The organism is Xanthobacter pollutisoli (assembly GCF_040044995.1).
Taxonomy (GTDB): Bacteria; Pseudomonadota; Alphaproteobacteria; order Rhizobiales; family Xanthobacteraceae; genus Xanthobacter.
This window is the reverse complement of record NZ_JBDZDP010000005.1, coordinates 112,692-129,354: the sequence shown is the minus strand read 5'-3', so window position 1 is coordinate 129,354 and position 16,663 is coordinate 112,692. Positions and strand designations below refer to the sequence as shown.

General features: G+C 67.0%; 12 protein-coding genes and 1 pseudogene. 1 reads left to right on the top strand and 12 read right to left on the bottom strand.

The genetic code is table 11. The features are described from left to right. Positions 1-23: 23 nt before the first annotated feature. From xoxF5 to ABLE93_RS12815, 12 genes and pseudogenes are all read right to left on the bottom strand, one after another. On the bottom strand, positions 24-1,832 hold the full coding sequence (gene xoxF5, locus ABLE93_RS12875) for a lanthanide-dependent methanol dehydrogenase XoxF5 (RefSeq protein WP_348840210.1): 1,809 nt from the start codon (positions 1,830-1,832) through the stop codon (positions 24-26). A gap of 344 nt (positions 1,833-2,176) precedes the next feature. Next, positions 2,177-3,124 carry a quinoprotein relay system zinc metallohydrolase 2 gene (locus ABLE93_RS12870; RefSeq protein ID WP_348840209.1) on the bottom strand — a complete coding sequence of 316 codons (948 nt, stop codon included), beginning with the start codon at positions 3,122-3,124 and terminating at the stop codon, positions 2,177-2,179. Positions 3,125-3,139: 15 nt separating this feature from the next. Next, positions 3,140-3,882: pseudogene (locus tag ABLE93_RS12865) on the bottom strand (ABC transporter ATP-binding protein). Beyond that, a complete protein-coding gene (locus tag ABLE93_RS12855; protein ID WP_348840206.1) occupies positions 3,851-4,612 on the bottom strand; it encodes an ABC transporter permease in 762 nt (253 codons plus the stop codon). Before ABLE93_RS12855 ends, ABLE93_RS12865 begins: the two are co-directional and overlap by 32 nt. Further along, complete coding sequence (locus ABLE93_RS12850) at positions 4,609-5,619, bottom strand: ABC transporter substrate-binding protein (RefSeq protein WP_348840205.1); 1,011 nt, start codon at positions 5,617-5,619, stop codon at positions 4,609-4,611. The genes ABLE93_RS12855 and ABLE93_RS12850 overlap by 4 nt, the downstream gene beginning before the upstream one ends. Before the next feature lie 191 nt (positions 5,620-5,810). Continuing rightward, positions 5,811-7,055, bottom strand: coding sequence for a phenylacetate--CoA ligase family protein (locus tag ABLE93_RS12845; RefSeq protein ID WP_348840204.1), 1,245 nt, complete (start codon positions 7,053-7,055; stop codon positions 5,811-5,813). Positions 7,056-7,263: 208 nt separating this feature from the next. Further along, positions 7,264-8,100 (bottom strand): ABC transporter ATP-binding protein, encoded by an 837-nt coding sequence (locus ABLE93_RS12840; RefSeq protein ID WP_348840203.1) that lies wholly within the window; start codon positions 8,098-8,100, stop codon positions 7,264-7,266. Between the two features lie 214 nt (positions 8,101-8,314). Beyond that, a complete protein-coding gene (locus ABLE93_RS12835; RefSeq protein WP_348840202.1) occupies positions 8,315-9,595 on the bottom strand; it encodes an ABC transporter substrate-binding protein in 1,281 nt (426 codons plus the stop codon). Between the two features lie 63 nt (positions 9,596-9,658). Further along, the gene (locus ABLE93_RS12830; RefSeq protein WP_348840201.1) at positions 9,659-10,729 is read right to left on the bottom strand and encodes a branched-chain amino acid ABC transporter permease; all 1,071 of its coding nucleotides are present in this window, start codon (positions 10,727-10,729) and stop codon (positions 9,659-9,661) included. Positions 10,730-10,734: 5 nt separating this feature from the next. Next, a complete protein-coding gene (locus tag ABLE93_RS12825) occupies positions 10,735-11,628 on the bottom strand; it encodes a branched-chain amino acid ABC transporter permease (RefSeq protein ID WP_348840200.1) in 894 nt (297 codons plus the stop codon). Positions 11,629-11,854: 226 nt separating this feature from the next. Further along, complete coding sequence (locus tag ABLE93_RS12820) at positions 11,855-13,807, bottom strand: long-chain fatty acid--CoA ligase (protein WP_348840199.1); 1,953 nt, start codon at positions 13,805-13,807, stop codon at positions 11,855-11,857. Between the two features lie 8 nt (positions 13,808-13,815). Continuing rightward, complete coding sequence (locus ABLE93_RS12815; protein ID WP_510183016.1) at positions 13,816-14,679, bottom strand: ABC transporter ATP-binding protein; 864 nt, start codon at positions 14,677-14,679, stop codon at positions 13,816-13,818. A 169-nt stretch (positions 14,680-14,848) separates the two neighbouring features. On the opposite strand from ABLE93_RS12815, the gene ABLE93_RS12810 reads away from it, so the two are divergent. Further along, on the top strand, positions 14,849-16,480 hold the full coding sequence (locus ABLE93_RS12810) for an AMP-binding protein (protein WP_348840198.1): 1,632 nt from the start codon (positions 14,849-14,851) through the stop codon (positions 16,478-16,480). Positions 16,481-16,663: the final 183 nt, after the last annotated feature.

The following is a 16,663-nucleotide window of genomic DNA, read 5'->3' as shown; positions in this document are numbered from 1 at the left end:
GATGCGCCGGTCTCAGCCCCGCATCACTGCGGGAGGGTGAAGACCGTCAGCTGGCCGCCGAGGGCGGTGTAGCTGCTGAGGGCTGCGTAGCCGCCCACCGCGCCGAGGCCGGCGTTGGGGTCGGTCAGACCGGCCGCGAGGCCGATGCCGGCCCAGCCGCCGACGCCCGACAGGACGGCGACGTACTGCTTGCCCTGGTGGGTGTAGGTCATCACGTTGCCGATGATGCCGGACGGGGTCTTGAACTTGTAGAGTTCCTTGCCCGTCTTGGCGTCAACCGCCTTCAGATAGCCTTCGAGCGTGCCGTAGAAGACCACGCCGCCGGCCGTGGCGAGCGCGCCGGACCACACGGAGAACTGCTCCTTGTTGGACCAGACGATCTTGCCCTGGCGGGCATCCCACGCGATGAAGTTGCCCATGCCGCCGTGGCTGCCCGGCGCCGGGAACATGGAGAGGGTCGCGCCCACATAGGGCTGGCCCGGGGTGTAGCTCACGCGGAACGGCTCGTAGTCCATGCACACGTGGTTGGTGGGCACGTAGAACAGGCCGGTATCCGGCGAGAAGGACGCAGGCTGCTGGTCCTTGGTGCCGAGCGCCGCCGGGCAGACGCCGGTGGTGTTGACATCCTCACCCTGCTTCTCGGTCGAATACTTGGCAACCACCAGCGGACGGCCGTAGGTGGGGCTGTTCTTGTCCATGTCGACCTTGGTGGCCCAGTTCACCGCGGGGTCGTACTTCTCGGCCACCAGCAGCTCGCCGGTCTTGCGGTCGAGGGTGTAGCCGAAGCCGTTGCGGTCGAAATGGACCAGGAGCGGACGGTTCTGGCCGCCGATCTGCTGGTCGACGAGGATCATCTCGTTGACGCCGTCATAGTCCCACTCGTCGTGGGGGGTCATCTGGTAGACCCACTTGGCCATGCCGGTGTCGGCGTCACGGGCGAAGATGGTCATGGACCACTTGTTGTCGCCGGGGCGCTGCTTCGGGTTCCAGGTGGAGGGGTTGCCCGAGCCGTAGTAGATCAGGTTGGTCTGGGGGTCGTAGGAATACCAGCCCCAGGTGCAGCCGCCGCCGATCTTCCACTGGTCGCCCTGCCAGGTCTTCAGGGACGAATCCTTGCCGACCGGCTTGCCGAGATCCATGGTCTTTTCCGGATCCATCAGGATGTCGGAATCCGGACCGATGGAATAGGCGCGCCACACCTGCTTGCCCGAGGCGAGATCATAGGCGGTGACGTGGCAGCGCACGCCGAACTCGCCGCCGGAGATGCCGACGATGAGCTTGTCCTTCACCGGCATCACGGTCGCGGTGTTGGTCTCGCCCTTCTTCGGATCGCCGTTGACCTGCGACCACAGAACTTTGCCGTTCTGGGCGTCGAGGGCCACGACCTTGGTGTCGGCCTGATGCAGGAAGACCTTGCCGTCGGCATAGGCGAGACCGCGATTGACCGTATCGCAGCACATCACCGGGATCACGTTGGGATCCTGCTTCGGCTCGTACTTCCAGATGATCTTGCCTTCGTTCTTCAGGTCGAGGGCGTAGACGATGTTGGGGAACGGCGTGTGCACATACATCACGTCGCCCACCACCAGCGGCGAGCCTTCATGGCCGCGCAGCACGCCGGTGGAGAAAGTCCAGGCGACCTGGAGCTTGCCCACATTGTCAGTCGTGATCTGCTTGAGCTTGGAATAGCGCGTGTTGGCGTAGTCGCCGGTCTGCAGCACCCACTGGTTCGGGTCCTGCGTGAGCTTCATTACACTGTCGTTCGCGCTGGCGGGCGCGCCGGCAAAAGCGGTCGCCGCCGCCACCGCGGTCATAACCAAAAGACGTCTCATCCGGGCTTCCTCCGATGGATGCGCGCCCGCCGCCACGCATATGGCTCGGGTAACGCACTGAGCGTTGTTGTCGCCTTGGGGGACTCCATCTACTTCGGCAGCGTGTCACGACCGGCGTGATGCCCTGAAGCCTTGCGGTGACAAAGGGTCCCGCAGGCCTGCGAACCAACCCCGCGTTCCCCGCACGGAGTTGTTGAAGCCGAAGCTGTGGGGAACGTAAGCAATGTTTTGATCGGAAGCAATACGCCATTCGTCCGGAGGGGACGAAGACTTGTGATGCAGCTGCGAAGACCGTGCCTCGACAATATTGCGCTGCAACAGCCGTGTCGCGCTTACGGCCGCGCTCACTCCCACTCAAGCTCGTGATAGGCGGCGGTGGCGTTGCGCGCATTGAAATCGTCGAAAAGGGCCCAGTCGCCGGCCTCGGCGCGGCCTGCAGTGCGGGCCGCGTCGGCCATGCCCTCGCCGGCCTGCACCATGTTGCGGACGTCGGAAACGAGGCGGTTCAGATAGCGCTCGGTGGGGGCTGCCGCCTCGGGCCACGGGGCGGACGCCGGGCCATGTCCGGGCACCACCCGCGCCGCCGGACGGCGCTTGAGTTCGTCGAGAAGCGCGATCCATCCCAGCGCCTTGCCGTCGAGGGCGGGCACATGGCCGAGGAACAGGAGGTCGCCCAGGAACCAGGTGCCGGTCATCTCGTCCAGCACGGTCAGGTCGGTGGCGGTGTGGGCGGTAGGCCAGGCTTCCAGCTTCAGGCGGCGCTCGCCGAGGTCGATCTCGCGCACGCCGTCGACGGTCTCGCTGGGCAGAATCACCCGCGTGCCGGCCGCCGCCGGCCCAACCAGCCGCTCGGTCGCCGAAGCATAGGCCTCGGCCCGCGCGGCGAGGGCTTCGGGCAAGTTGCGATGGCCGATGAAGACCACGCCTGCATCGGCGAAGGCGGCGTTGCCGAGCACGTGGTCGGGATGCATGTGGGTGTTGATGACGTAGCGGATGGGCAGGGCGGTGCGGGCGCGGATCGCCGCCTTCAGCTGCGCCCCTGCGGCGAAGCTGCCCCCGGTGTCCACCACCGCCACCGCATCTTTGCCGATGATGAAGCCCGCGTTGCCGACGAAACCGAGATTGCGCGGCAGGGCAAGGGCATAGGGGGCCTGATGCACGAACACCCCGGGCGCGACCTCTCGCACGGGAAGGACTTCGGCGTGTGTTTGCGCCGCAGCATAGGACAGGCTGCCGGTCAGCAGTACCGCCATCACTCGTGCGGCGAGGCGCCGCAACCAAGCAAGGCCCATGCCCTTTTCTCCTTCTCAGGCTTCGCGCAGCCCCTCGAAACGCGCCGCTAGGTCCGCCCGCCGGGTCTCGATCCAGGCGCCATCGCGCAGGCCTCGCGGTGCCTCCAGCCGGACCTCGTCCAGGATGAAGGTCGGGCGCGGCGCGAGCAGCACGAGCCGGTCGGCGAGCTCCAGCGCCTCGCGCACATTGTGGGTCACCATCAGCACGCTCATGCCGCCGTCGGCGGCGGCGAGGGCCACGTAGCGGCGCAGCTCCGCCGCGGCCTGATTGTCGAGGGAGACGAAGGGCTCGTCCAGCACCAGCAGATCCGGCTTCACCGCCAGCGCCCGGGCCAGCGACACCCGCCGCGCCAGGCCGAGCGACAGTTCGGAGGGGTAGCGCGCGCGGTGGTCGGCAAGGCCGAACCGCGCCAGCAGGGGCGCGAGGTCCTCGCCCCGCCGCGACCGCGGCAGCACCAGGCGGATGTTTTCCTCCACCGTGCGCCACGGCAGCAGCCGCGGCTCCTGGAAGGCGACGCCGATGGCGAGGCGGGCGGGGTCCGGCGTCACGCTGCCCTCGAAGGCGCGGTCGAGCCGGCGAGGATGCGCAGCGTCGTCGTCTTGCCGCAGCCCGACGGGCCGATGAGGCAGACGAACTCGCCCCGCCGGAGCGCGAGGGTCAGGCCCGCCACCGCCGGCATGGCGGTGCCGTCGGGGCGCACATAGGTCTTGGCGCGGATCACCGCCTCAAGAAGCGGCGAGGCGCCAGTGGCGGACATGGGCTTCATAGGGTTGGATGACGCCATATTCGATGGCCAGCATGACCGCCATGAAGGCCAGCGAATAGCCGAGCACGGCGGTCACGTCGAACAGCTGGAAATAGACCGAGATGGCGTAGCCCACCCCGTCGGGGCGGCCCAGCAGCTCCACCACCAGCACGATCTTCCACACCAGAGCGAGACCGGAGCGGGCGGCGCCGGCGATGTGCGGCTGGAGCTGCGGCAACACCACGTGGCGCATCCGGTCGAGGGCGGAGAGGCGGAAGGCGCCGGCCATCTCGTCCAGCTCCGGGGAGAGCGCCCGCGCGCCTTCGCGCATGAGCACGGCGACGGTGGGAATCTTGTTCAGCGCCACCGCCAGCACCGCCGCCGCCTCGGTCAGGCCGAGCCAGATGTAGCAGAGCACGGTCAGGACGAGGGCTGGCGTGTTGAGCAGCACCACCAGCCAGGTGTCGAACGCCGCATCGAGCCGCCGCAGCCGCCCGAAGGCGACGCCGATGGCGCAGCCGATGGCCATGGCGACGCAGAAGGAGACGACGACGCGCACCAGCGTGATGCCGAGGTTGGAGAGCAGGTCCCCCGTGGTCGCCTCGCGGGCGATGAAGGCGAAGACCGCATGGGGGGCCGGCAGGGACCGGCTATGGACGAGGCTGGCGACGGCCTCCCACAGGACGAGCAGCAGGACGAGGGATCCGACCCGGGCCGCGGCGCCGGACGTGAGCAGCCTCATCGCGCCACCGGCTCCCCCGCGAAATAGAGGTCCGGCGGCAAAGTGAGAGCGGGGCCCACGAGGCGCGGCCCGCCGAGGCGGGCCAGCACCGCGTAGAGCTGCGCCGCCAGCGCGCGCTCCTCGGCGAGCGGAAGGCGCGGGATGCCGGCGATGAAGCCGCGGCGCAGGGCCTCGAAGGTGGCGTCGTCGCCGGCCTGCATCTCCGGCCGCGCCGCGGCCCAGGCGGGGCCGGAGCGGGCGGGGTTCGCATCCCCCAGCGCCGCCTTGGTGGCGCGGGAGGCGGCGGCGAAGGCCGAGACCACCGCGGGATAGGCGCGGGCGAAGCCGCCGTCGAACACGTAGCCCACCAGGGTCGGCTCATGGGGCAGGCCGAAGCCCTTCACCAGTTCCTCGACGCTCACCAGCCGGCGGAAGCCCTTGGGCTCCAGCCGGGCGGCGAAGGTCCAGTAGAGCAGAGCGGCGTCGAGCCGCCCCTGCTCCAGCTCGGCGGCGAGCAGAGGCGGCGCGGCGAAGACCGGCTGGGCGGCGGATTGCAGGTCGAGACCGGCCTTTTCCTGCGCCGCCGCCTTCAGCATCAGCCAGCTCTTGTCGAGGGCGCCGCCCGCCACGCCCAGCCGTTTGCCGGCGAGGTCGGAAAGGGAGCGTATGGGCGAGGCCTGCGGCACCATCACCGCGCCTTCGGACGAGGAGAAGGGCAGATAGACGAGGTCGCGGCCTTCCGCCTTCACCCGCGCGGCCCAGAGCAAATCGGTGACGATGGCGTCCGCCGCGCCGGCCTGGAAGGCGATGCGGCCGGCGTCGTTGTTGGCGTAGCGGGTGGTGGCGAGGCTCAAATTGTGGGCGGCGTCCAGCCCCAGCGCCGTCATGGCGGCGATTTCCCAAGCCGCGGTGCCGAACTGGAGGATGCCGAGGCGGAGCGGCGGTGCGGCGCGCGCAGCGCCGGGTGCCGTGCCCGCGGCGGCGAGCGCCGTTGCCGTCAGCGCCAGCATGCGGCGGCGGGTGAGCATGGCCGTCCTCCCGGTCTGCGGGCGGGCGCGGTTTCACCCCCGCCTCGCCGGATGCGCGCCACTGTGGCGTCCGGCGCGGGGGCTGTCCATAACGATCTGATATAAAAGGATTTTGTGAGAGGAATTTAAGAAGCCGTTCGGGCAAAAGTTCCCGGCTGCCCATTGGGCGACGGTCCCTGGCCGCCGCCGGCTTACACCGGCCGGCGGTCCTCGATGGTCTTGGCGTCCGCGGGGAGGGACCCCGGCGTGAGCATCACCAGCCGTCCGCGCAGCTTGGTGGTGGCGCGCAGATCGTCCAGCAGGGCCTCCTGGGCGAGCGCGCCCGGCTCGGCGGCCTCGACTTCCAGGATCATGTCGTCCTGGCCGCCGGCGCGCTCCACCACGAGGCGGGCCTTGGCCACGGCCGGATGCTTCTTCACCGCCGCCTGCACCTGCACGGGATGCACGAACATGCCGCGGATCTTGGTGGTCTGGTCGGCGCGGCCCATCCAGCCCCTGAGGCGGATGTTGGTGCGCCCGCACGGGCTCATGCCCGGCATGATGGCCGAGAGGTCGCCCGTGGCGAAGCGCACCAGGGGATAGTCCGGCTCGAACAGGGTGACGACCACCTCGCCCACCTCGCCCTCGGTCTCCACCGGATCGCCGGTGCCGGGACGCAGGATTTCGACGAGGCAGCCCTCGTCCACGATCATCCCTTCCTCGGCCTCGCTCTCATAGGCGATGAGGCCGAGGTCGGCCGTGCCGTAGCACTGGCGGGCCGTGATCCCGGCGGCCTTCAGCTCGGCCCGCTGGGCGGGGAGGAACGCCTCGCCCGACACCAATGCCTTGGTGAGGGAGGAGATGTCGGTGCCACTCTCGCGCGCCTTGTCCACCAGGATCTTCAGGAAGGAGGGCGTGCCGCCGTAGCCCTGCGGGCGGATGTCGGCGATGGCGCGCAATTGCAGGTCGGTCTGCCCGACGCCGGCGGGGACAACGGCGCAGCCCAGCGCATGGGCGCCGCTCTCGACCATCGAGCCGGCAGGGGTGAGGTGGTAGGAAAAGGAATTGTGCACGATGTCGCCGGCGCGAAAGCCGGCGGCGAACAGGCCGCGGGCGAAGCGCCAGAAGTCCGGCCCATGGCCCTCCACGTCGTAGATGGGGCCGGGCGACATGAAGATGCGCGCGAGGCGGCCCGGCGGCGTTGCGTTGAGCCCGCCGAAGGGATAGCTGCGCGGCTGGATCTCGAGGAGGTCGGACTTGCGCGTCACGGGCAGTTGCGCCAGCGCGGCCCGGGTGGTGATGGCAGCCGGGTCGACGTCCCTGAACAGCGCGGCGAAATAGGGCGCCTTCGCCTTGGCGTGGGCGACCTGCGCGGCGAGCGCCTGCAGCAGCGCGGCCTCGCGCGCCTGAGGGTCGCGGATCTCGCTGGAATCGTAATGGCGGTTCGGATCGGTCATGGTCGGGCTCTTGCGGAAACTGGCCGGGTAACATGCTCTGCTCCCCGGCCGACTGGAGCGCGAGCGGAAGGAGAGCCGGGGTCCAGCGCTCACGTTCGCCGAAGGCGGCCTGCCTGGAACCGCAAGCGGGAGCGGGCCGGCTTCGCGGGAGTGTCCCCTGGACGGCGGATCGGCGCTCCGGCGGCGCCGTCGCGTGTCCAGGGCACGGCTAGAGCCACCTTTTGCGGCGCTTGAAGCTCTTGAGATTCTTGAAGCTCCTGCGCTCCTCGCCGCCACCTTGGCCCAGGTAGAATTCCTTCACGTCCTCGTTGGACTGGAGCTGGTCGGCGGTGCCGTCGAGCACGATCTTGCCCTGCTCCATGATGTAGCCGTAGTCCGCCACCGAGAGCGCCACGCGCGCGTTCTGCTCCACCAGGAGGATGGTGACGCCGAGGTCCTGGTTGAGCTTCTTGATGATGGCGAAGACCTCCTTCACCAGCAGCGGCGAGAGGCCCATGGAGGGCTCGTCCATGAGGATGAGCTTGGGGCGGGACATGATGGCCCGGCCGATGGCGAGCATCTGCTGCTCGCCGCCGGAGAGATAGCCGGCAAGGCCGGTGCGCTCCTTGAGGCGCGGGAAATATTCGTAGACGCGCTCGATGTCGCTCTTCACCTCGTTGTCGCGCCGTGTGAAGGCGCCGAGGCGGAGGTTTTCGAGGCAGGTCATGTCGGCGATGATGCGGCGGCCCTCCATCACCTGGAAGATGCCGCGGCGGACGATCTTGTCCGGCTCGATGCCGTTGATCTTCTCGCCCATGAAGGTCACGTCGCCGCGGGTGATCTCGCCGTCCTCGGTCTTGAGCAGCCCGGAGATCGCCTTGAGCGTCGTGGACTTGCCGGCCCCGTTGGAGCCGAGCAAAGCGACGATCTGGCCCTGCGGCACCTTCAGGGAGAGGCCGCGGAGCACGAGGATGACGTCGTTGTAGACCACCTCGATGTTGTCCACCGACAGCAGCGGGGGCGCGGTCTCGGCAACGGGTTCGATCTTCAGTGCGGCCTCGGCCATGGCTTTTGCCCCTATGTCTTGCCCGCATGCGGCGATGCGAGCCCGATCCGGTTTGCCCCTCCGACAGCATCCCCCGGACTGGCCGGGGGATCCTTGGCGGGCCGGGCCGCTGCCCGGATGTTCGGCACCGACCGAACGGATGGGTGGATCCCCCGGCCACGCCGGGGGATGATGCGTGTGGCGCGGCGCGCGTCGGGTCCGCGCGCCCCGGGGCTCACCAGCCCTGCAGCTCGGTCTTGCGCGGCAGGTCGATGGTGGCGACCTTCTCCAGCTTGATGACGCCGGACTTCACGAGGTCGGTCACGGAGGCGTCGGTCGGGCCGGACACCACCGAGCGGTAGAGGTCCACGCTGGTGGTGGGACGGTGGTCGGTGGCGGTCCAGGTGGAGGGCTTGCAGACGCCTTCCATGCCCTTCGGCACCCAGTCCTTCTTCTGGTACATGCCGTCACGGATCTTCACGCCGGTGACGCCGCCGTTCTTGTCCGCCCACTCCATGGCTTCCTTCATGTAGAGGGCGGTGCAGATGGCGGCGAGATAGTGCACCGGGCGATAGGTGGTGCCCGAGGGATCGGAGATCTTGGAGATCTCCTTGGCGGTGGCGAGGCCCGGCGCGTCGCCCGACCAGGTCACGGCGGTGCGCACCGGGAAGACGACGCCATTGGCCGCATCGCCCGCCGCCTTGGCGGCGTTCTCATCCATGCCCCAGACGTTGCCGAAGAACTGCACGTCCACGCCCGCGGTCTTGCAGGCCTTCAGCACCGAAATGTTGGAGCCGGCGGTGTTGCCGAGATAGGCGTAGTTGGCGCCCGCCTGCTTCAGCGTCAGGCACTGGGGGGTATAGTCGCCGGGGGTGAGGGCGAAGGTGATGGGGTCCAGCACCTCGAAGCCCAGTTCCTTGGCATAGGCTTCCGCCGCCGCCTTGGGCGAGTTGGGGAAGGGATGGTTGGCGCCCATGTGCACCCACTTGGGCTTGCCGGGCTTGCCCTTCTTCTTCCAGTCGTCGGCGGCCCACTGCACCATGGCGCGGGCGGCGTCGGAATAGGACGGGCCGTAGAAGAAGTTGAACGGCGCGGCGCGCTCGCTCTTCTCGTTCACCTTGCCCTTGGGGTCGGTGAGGGAGGCGGAGTAGGAGCCCGAGTAATAGGGGATCTCCTCCTTCGTCACCATGCCGACCAGGGCCTCGGTGTCGGCCGTGCCCCAGCCCTGGATGGCGACCACCTTGTCGGTGCCCACCCACTTCTTGAAGGCGGCCAGCGCGCGGGGGACCTGGTAGCCGTATTCGTTGAAGTCGGAATTGATCTGCTTGCCGTTGACGCCGCCGTTCTTGTTCACCCAGGCGATGGTGTCCTGCACCGCCTGCCCGTAGGGCTGGCCCACGTCCGAGGTGCCGCCGGAATAGTCGGCGAGGTGGCCGATGTTGATGGACTGGGCGAGGGCGGGGGCGGCGGCGGTGAGCGCCAGCGCCGAGACGAGGGAGAGGGTCAGTCGCTTCATCTTTTGCTCCTTGGGTTTCCTCGTTCGGGGTCGGCGGTTCTGTGCCGCCGTTCCCGGGTTTCGTCAGTAGGAGAAGGGGTAGAGCTTCCAGTAGGCCTTGATGAGGCGCCAGCGGTGGGCGAGGCCGTCCGGCTCGAAGATCAGGAACAGGATGATGGTGGCACCGATCAGCATCTCGCGCATGTAGGTGATGCCGTCCTTCAGGTGCAGCACCTGGTCGATCACGCTGCCCGACAGGGCCGAGGCGAGCCAGCCGGTGGCCTCCGGCAGCAGCACCATGAAGATCGTCCCCATGAGCGAGCCCATGATGGAGCCGAGGCCGCCGATGATGATCATGCCGAGGAACTGGATGGAGAACAGGATGTCCAGCCCCTCCACCGACATGAAGCCCACATAGTGCGCATAGAGCGCGCCGCCGATACCGGCGTAGAAGGACGAGATGCCGAACGCCATGGTGCGGTACTTGGTGAGGTTCACGCCCATCATCTCGGCGGACAGATAATGGTCGCGCACGGCGATCAGCGCCCGCCCGTCGCGCGAGCGCATCAGGTTGGTCGCGCCGAGATACATGACCACCACGAAGAACAGCACGACGTAGAAATACTTGTCGTCGCCGGACAGATCATAGCCGAACAGGGTGAAGGGCGCGGCTATGGCGCCGTGGGTGCCGCCGGTGAACCACTCGGCGCGGACGAAGAAGTCCTGCAGGATGAACTGCGCGGCGAGCGTCGCGATGGCGAGGTAGAGCCCCTTCACCCGCGCCGCTGGCAGGCCGAAGATGAGGCCAACCACCGTGGTCCACAGCCCCGCCAGCACGATGGCGAGCGGCACCGGCACGCCCTTGTCGGCGAGGAAGGCGGAGGCGAAGCCGCCGAAGCCGAAGAACACGGCATGGCCGATGGAGATCTGGCCGGAGAAGCCAACCAGGATGTTGAGCCCCAGCGCGGCGATGCCGAGATATCCGATCTGGATCATCAGGCTCAGCACGTAGCGCGAGAAGAAGAAGGGCGCAAAGCACAGCAGCACCACGGCCGCGACGCAGAACAGCATGGTCAGCCGCGTCGTGAAGATGGTCTGGTCGGCCCGGTAGCTGGCGCGGTAGTCGCCGCAGGGGCGGAGCGAGGTGATGGCCATTTTCCTCAGACCCTCTCGATGTCGCGGGTGCCGAACAGGCCGTAGGGCTTGATCATCAGGATGATGATGAGGGCGTAGAAGGGAATGATCTCATAGAGGTTGCCCCACTTGAGATACTGGCTGTCGACGAACTGCCCGAGGTTCTCCAGCAGGCCGACGATGAGGCCGCCCACCACCGCGCCGAACACGCTGTCGAGGCCGCCGAGGATCACCGCGGGGAACACCTTGATGCCGAAGAAGGAGAGGGCCGAGGACACGCCGTTGACGATGCCCACCACCACGCCGGCGACCGCCGAGACCGCCGCCGAGATGCCCCAGGACAAGGCGAACACCTGGCGCACCGAGATGCCGAGCGACTGCGCCACCTGCTGGGAGAAGGCGGTGGCCCGCATGGCGAGGCCGAGGCGCGAATATTTGAAGAACCAGGCGAAGCCCGCCATGATCGCGAGACTGACGCCGGTGGACATGAGATAGGCCGTCTGCACCTGCAGCCCGAGGATGTTCACTTTGTCCACCGGGAAGATGGGCGGGAACGGTTGGGCGAAGGTGCCGAACATCCACTTCATCAGCGCCTGGAAGAAGATGGACATGCCGATCGTCACCATGATGACGGAGATGATCGGCTCGCCGATGAGCGGGCGCAGGATCACCATCTGCACGCAGATGCCGAACACCATCATGAAGCAGATGGCGATGAGGAAGCCCCAGAAGAAGGGGATGTTCCACGCCGTGAGCAGCCACCAGCAGGTCCAGGCGCCGATGAGCAGGAACTCGCCCTGGGCGAAGTTCACCACCTGCGAGGCCTTGTAGATGAGCACGAAGCACATGCCGACCACGCCGTAGAGCGTGCCGATGATGAGCCCGTTGATGATGAGCTGGAGCAGAAGCTGGGATTGCATCAGACGGGCTCCGTCGCGATGACATTTGAGGGCCGGATTCGCGCCCCGGACCCAGTGAGCGACAGCGGACGGCGAGCCGGGGCCCAGCGCAAGGGTGCGCCGAAGGCGGCTTCAGCTGAGGTGGTTGGCGATATTGCCGGCTGCGCCGTATTTTCCCCTGGACCCCGGCTCGGCGCTCCGGCTGCGCGGTCGCTGGTCCGGGGTGCGGGCAGCATCGAGTTCCGCATCACGCGGCCCTCCGCTTGGTATCGTCGTTCACCGGCCGCGGGGCGCCGAGGTCGATGACGTCGAGCTTGGTCTTGATGCGCTGGCGGGTGCCGTCCTGGAAAGTGATGGTGGTGTCCACGTCGATCACCTTCTGGCCGGCATACATGGCATCGATGATGGTGCCGTAGCGCTCGTTGATGACGCCGCGGCGCACTTTGCGGGTGCGGGTCAGTTCGCCGTCGTCGGCATCCAGCTCCTTGTAGAGCAGGAGGAAGCGGCCGATGCGCTGCTTCTCGGGCAGGGTGCGGTTCACCGCCTCCACTTCCTTGCGCAGAAGCTCGATCACTTCCGGGCGGGCAGAGAGGTCGGTGTAGGTGGTAAACGAGATGCGGTTCTTCTCCGCCCATTTGGAGACGATGGAGAAGCGGATGCAGATGAGCGCGGCGAGGCTGTCGCGCCCGTCACCCAGCACCACGGCCTCGGCCACGTAGGGCGAGAACTTCAGCTTGTTTTCGATGTATTGCGGCGAGAAACGGTCGCCGTGGGAAGTCTTGGCCATGTCGCGGATGCGGTCGATGACCACGAGATGGCCCTTGGTGTTGAAGAAGCCGGCGTCGCCCGTGCGCATCCAGCCCTCTTCGGCGAAGGACTTGGCGGTCTCCTCGGCGTTACGGAAGTAGCCGGTGAACATGTTGGCGTGACGCGTCACCACCTCGCCGAGGCCGTTGGGATCGGGATCGTCGATGCGGATCTCCACCCCGTCGAAGGGCACGCCCACGGTGTCGAAATCCACGTCCTCCGCCTTGTGCAGCGTGTAGGCGCCGAGCAGCTCGGTCTGGCCGTAGAGCTGGCGCATGGGCACGCCGAGGGCGAGGAAGAAGCGGAAGGTATCGGGCCCCAGCGCCGCGCCGCCGGTGGCGGCGGATTTCAGGTGCGAGAAGCCGAGCCGGTCGCGCAGGGCGCGGAACAGGATGAAGTCGGCAAGCGGCGAGCGCCGCCCCTGGTCCAGCGCCTTGAGGCCGAGCTTCATGCCGATGTCGAACATGGCCCGCTTGAAGGCGGAGGAATCCATCATGCGCGAGCGCACGTCGGCGGCGATCTGCTCCCACACCCGCGGGGCGAACAGCACGAAGGAGGGGCCGATCTCGCGCATGTCGGCCATGAGCGTCTCTTGCTCCTCCACGAAGTTCACCTTCATGCGGGAGATGAGCGCCTGACCAAAGGCGTAGATCTGCTCCATGATCCACGGCATCTGCAGCACGCTGACGTATTCGTCGGCGGCGGTGCGCGGGTCCATGTCGAGATAGGCGCGGCAGTGCTTCAGCACCGCGCCGCCGGTGAGCATGGCGAGCTTGGGATGGGACGTGGTGCCCGAGGTGGTGCACAGGATGGCGACGTCGTCGCCCTTGCCGGCGCTCACCAGCCGGTCGTAGGCCGAAGCATCGCGGGCGGCCACCTCGGCGCCGCGCTTCTCCAGCTCCTTCAGGGAGATGAGACGCGGGTCGTCGTATTTGCGGATGCCGCGCGGGTCGGAATAGACGATGTGGCGGACAGTGGGGATCTTCTCGTCGAGGGAGAGCAGCTTGTCCACCTGCTCCTCGTCCTCGGCGAACACCACGGCCACGTCGGCGTAGGTGACGAGATAAGCCACCTCGTCGCCCAGCGCGTCGCGATAGATGCCAAGGCTCATGCCGCCGAGCGCATGGGCGGCGATCTCCCCCATCAGCCATTCAGGGCGGTTGTCGCCGAGCAGGCCGATGACGTCGCCGCGGGCGACGCCGAGGGTGGTGAGGCCGAGGGTGATGTCGCGCACCCGCTGCTGCACGTCCGCGAAGGTGTAGGAAATCCAGATGCCGAGGTCCTTCTCGCGCAGCCACACGTCGCCGGGATGGGCCTTGGCGTGCTGCGCGAGCAGTTTCGGCATGGTGTCGTGGACGGTGACGTCCGGATAGGTCTCGTTGGCAATGGCCATGGGGCGGCTCACGCGGAACGCATTTCGGGGAGAGGGGCGGCGGCCGTCTCGTCTTCGAGCAGGGGATCCTCCTCGCCGAGATAGGCCTTTCGCACGTGCTCGTTGGCGAGCACCTCGGCCGGCAGGCCGTCGGCGATCTTGCGGCCGAAGTCGAGCACCATGACCCGGTGGGAAATGTCCATCACCACGCCCATGTCGTGCTCGATCATCACGATGGTCATGCCCCACTCCTCGTTGAGATCGACGATGTAGCGGGCCATGTCCTCCTTCTCTTCCAGGTTCATGCCCGCCATGGGCTCGTCGAGAAGGATCAGCTTGGGCTCCAGCGCCACGGCGCGCGCCAGCTCGACCCGCTTGCGGAGCCCGTAGGACAGGGTGCCGGCGGTCGCCTTGCGCACATGCTGGATGTCGAGGAAGTCGATGACTTCCTCCACCTTGCGGCGATGCTCCAGCTCTTCCTTCTGGGCGCCGCCGATCCAGTAGAGCGCGCCGGTGAGAAAGTTGTTCTTCAGCAGGTGATGGCGGCCGACCATGATGTTGTCGAGAACGCTCATGTGGCTGAACAAGGCGAGGTTCTGGAAGGTGCGGCCGATGCCGATCTCCGCGCGCCGGTTGGGCTTCAGCCTGGTCACGTCGGCGCCGTCGAATACCACGCGCCCTTCGCTCGGCGTATAGCGCCCGGAGATGCAGTTGAGCATCGAGGTCTTGCCGGCGCCGTTGGGGCCGATGATGGAGAAGAGCTCGCTGGGACGCACGTGGAAGCTCACGTCGGACAGCGCCTTGAGGCCGCCGAACCGCAGCGAGATGTTCTGCACGTCAAGCAGGGCAGACACGCCCTTGGCAGCCTCGGCCGAGGCGGCAGGTAGCGACATGGTCCCCTCCCTAACCCGCTTGCGCGGGGTGGCTTCTGTGAGCCACAATCTCATATTGTGAGACGTTGATTGCCTACATTATCAAGCGGTCGTTCGAATCTTTCAAGCGCGACTTTGACTATTGAGAAAATTATTGCCGTCCGCCGGATTTCGTCTCACATAATAAGACATGCCAGTGCCGTCTGATCCGGATACGGGCCCAAAGGGGGCCCAAAGCCTGTCCCGCGCCATTTCCGTCCTGCGGGCGGTTGCGGGTGCGCCGCCCCATGGCGCGCGTCTGGCCGATCTCATGGCAGGCACCGGCCTTTCCAAGCCCACGGCCCATCGGCTCGCGGCGGCACTCGTTCGCGAGGGCTTGCTGGCGTACGATGCGGCGACGCGCTTCTACACCTTCGGCGCATTCCTGCAGGAGATCGGGCATCGGGCCGGTCCGCCGCAGGGTCCCGGCGCGCCGCCGGCCGAGGCCATGCCCAATCCGAGCCAGTACCAGCGGCCGGAATATCGCGGAAACGCCATATCCTTCGCGCATCTGCTGTGCGACCGTCACTTGCCAGGCAAGCGTGCGCATCCGGCCATGATCCATGAGTCGGTGTCGGGCCAGACCTCGGAACTGAGTTTCGGCAGGCTCTCGGACTATTCATCGCGCTTTGCCCGTGTCCTCGCATCCGTCGGCATAAGGAAGGGCGACCGCGTCGCCGTCATGCTCCCCAAGGGCGTCGAGCTGATCATTGCGGCCCTCGCAATCTGGCGGGTCGGCGCGGTGTACATGCCGCTCTTCTCCACCTATTCCGCATCGGCGGTGAATGCCCGCCTGGAGGCGGGCGGCGTGAAGGCGATCGTCGCCGATCGCGTGCTGGTCGAGCGCGCGAGAAAGTACATCAAGCCATCGACTCCCGTCTTTCTCGTCGAGGGAGACCACATTAACCGCATAGAAGGTCGCGTGACCCAGTTCTGGTCATCGATCTACGAGGCCGAACCTCTGGCCGAGGCTGCGACCTATGGCGAAAACGACCCCTTCATCATGACCTATTCGGCCAAGGCGGTGGAGCCGACATACGGCCTGCTCACCCCCGTTCGCGCGCTGGCCGAGATCGAGCAGTACATGCGCCACGGGCTCGACGTCCGCGACGAGGACGTGTTCTGGAACATGACCGACCAGGGCTGGGAATACGGCGTTTTCTACGGCCTCGTCGGCCCCCTCCTGATCGGCAAGTCCATCATCTTCTGCGATGGGCCCTACGACGTCTCGCAAGGCTATCGCGTCCTGTCGAAATTCCGCGTCACCAACCTCACGGCCGCGCCGTCACAGATCAAGGCGTGGCGGCGCGGCGATCCCACCGCGCTCTCGCACCGCCTCGCACTGCGCATCGTCACCGTCGGCGGCGAGCCCCTGCCTCAGGACATCATTTCCTGGGTCACGCAGAAGCTCGGCGTGCCGCTCGTGAACCAGTATGGTCACCGCGAAGCGGGCATGATCGTCGGCATGAAGCATGACCCCAATGATCCCGGCTCCCTCAATCGTGTTTCCGTCGGCCGCGTCGCGCCCGGATTTTCCCTCGTCGTCCTCGACGAGGAGGGAAACGAGCTGGGCGTCGGCGCGACGGGAATACTGGCGATACACGTGCCGCGTTCGCCGCTCTTCTGGTTTCGCGCCTACAGCCAGGACGAAGCGGCGACGAAGGCCAGATTTCGGTTCGGCAGCGACTATTACATCACCGGAGACACCGGCCATGTGGATGCCGATGGCTGCGTCCACTACGCCGGAGAGGCGTCCCACGCGATTTCAATGCACAAGGATTGAGGCCACGCCCGCAGGGCGACCATACCTTCGTCTCCCTAGTCGGCGCCCTCGCTGTACAGCTGGCCAGGCGCCTTGCTTGATTTCTCGGCCCGATCGTCTCGCCGGGTTCATTAAACAATCAAGCGTTCTTTTTTATTGTGGTCAAGCGGCATTTCGTGTCGCAAGATGATCTTGCATCGCGGG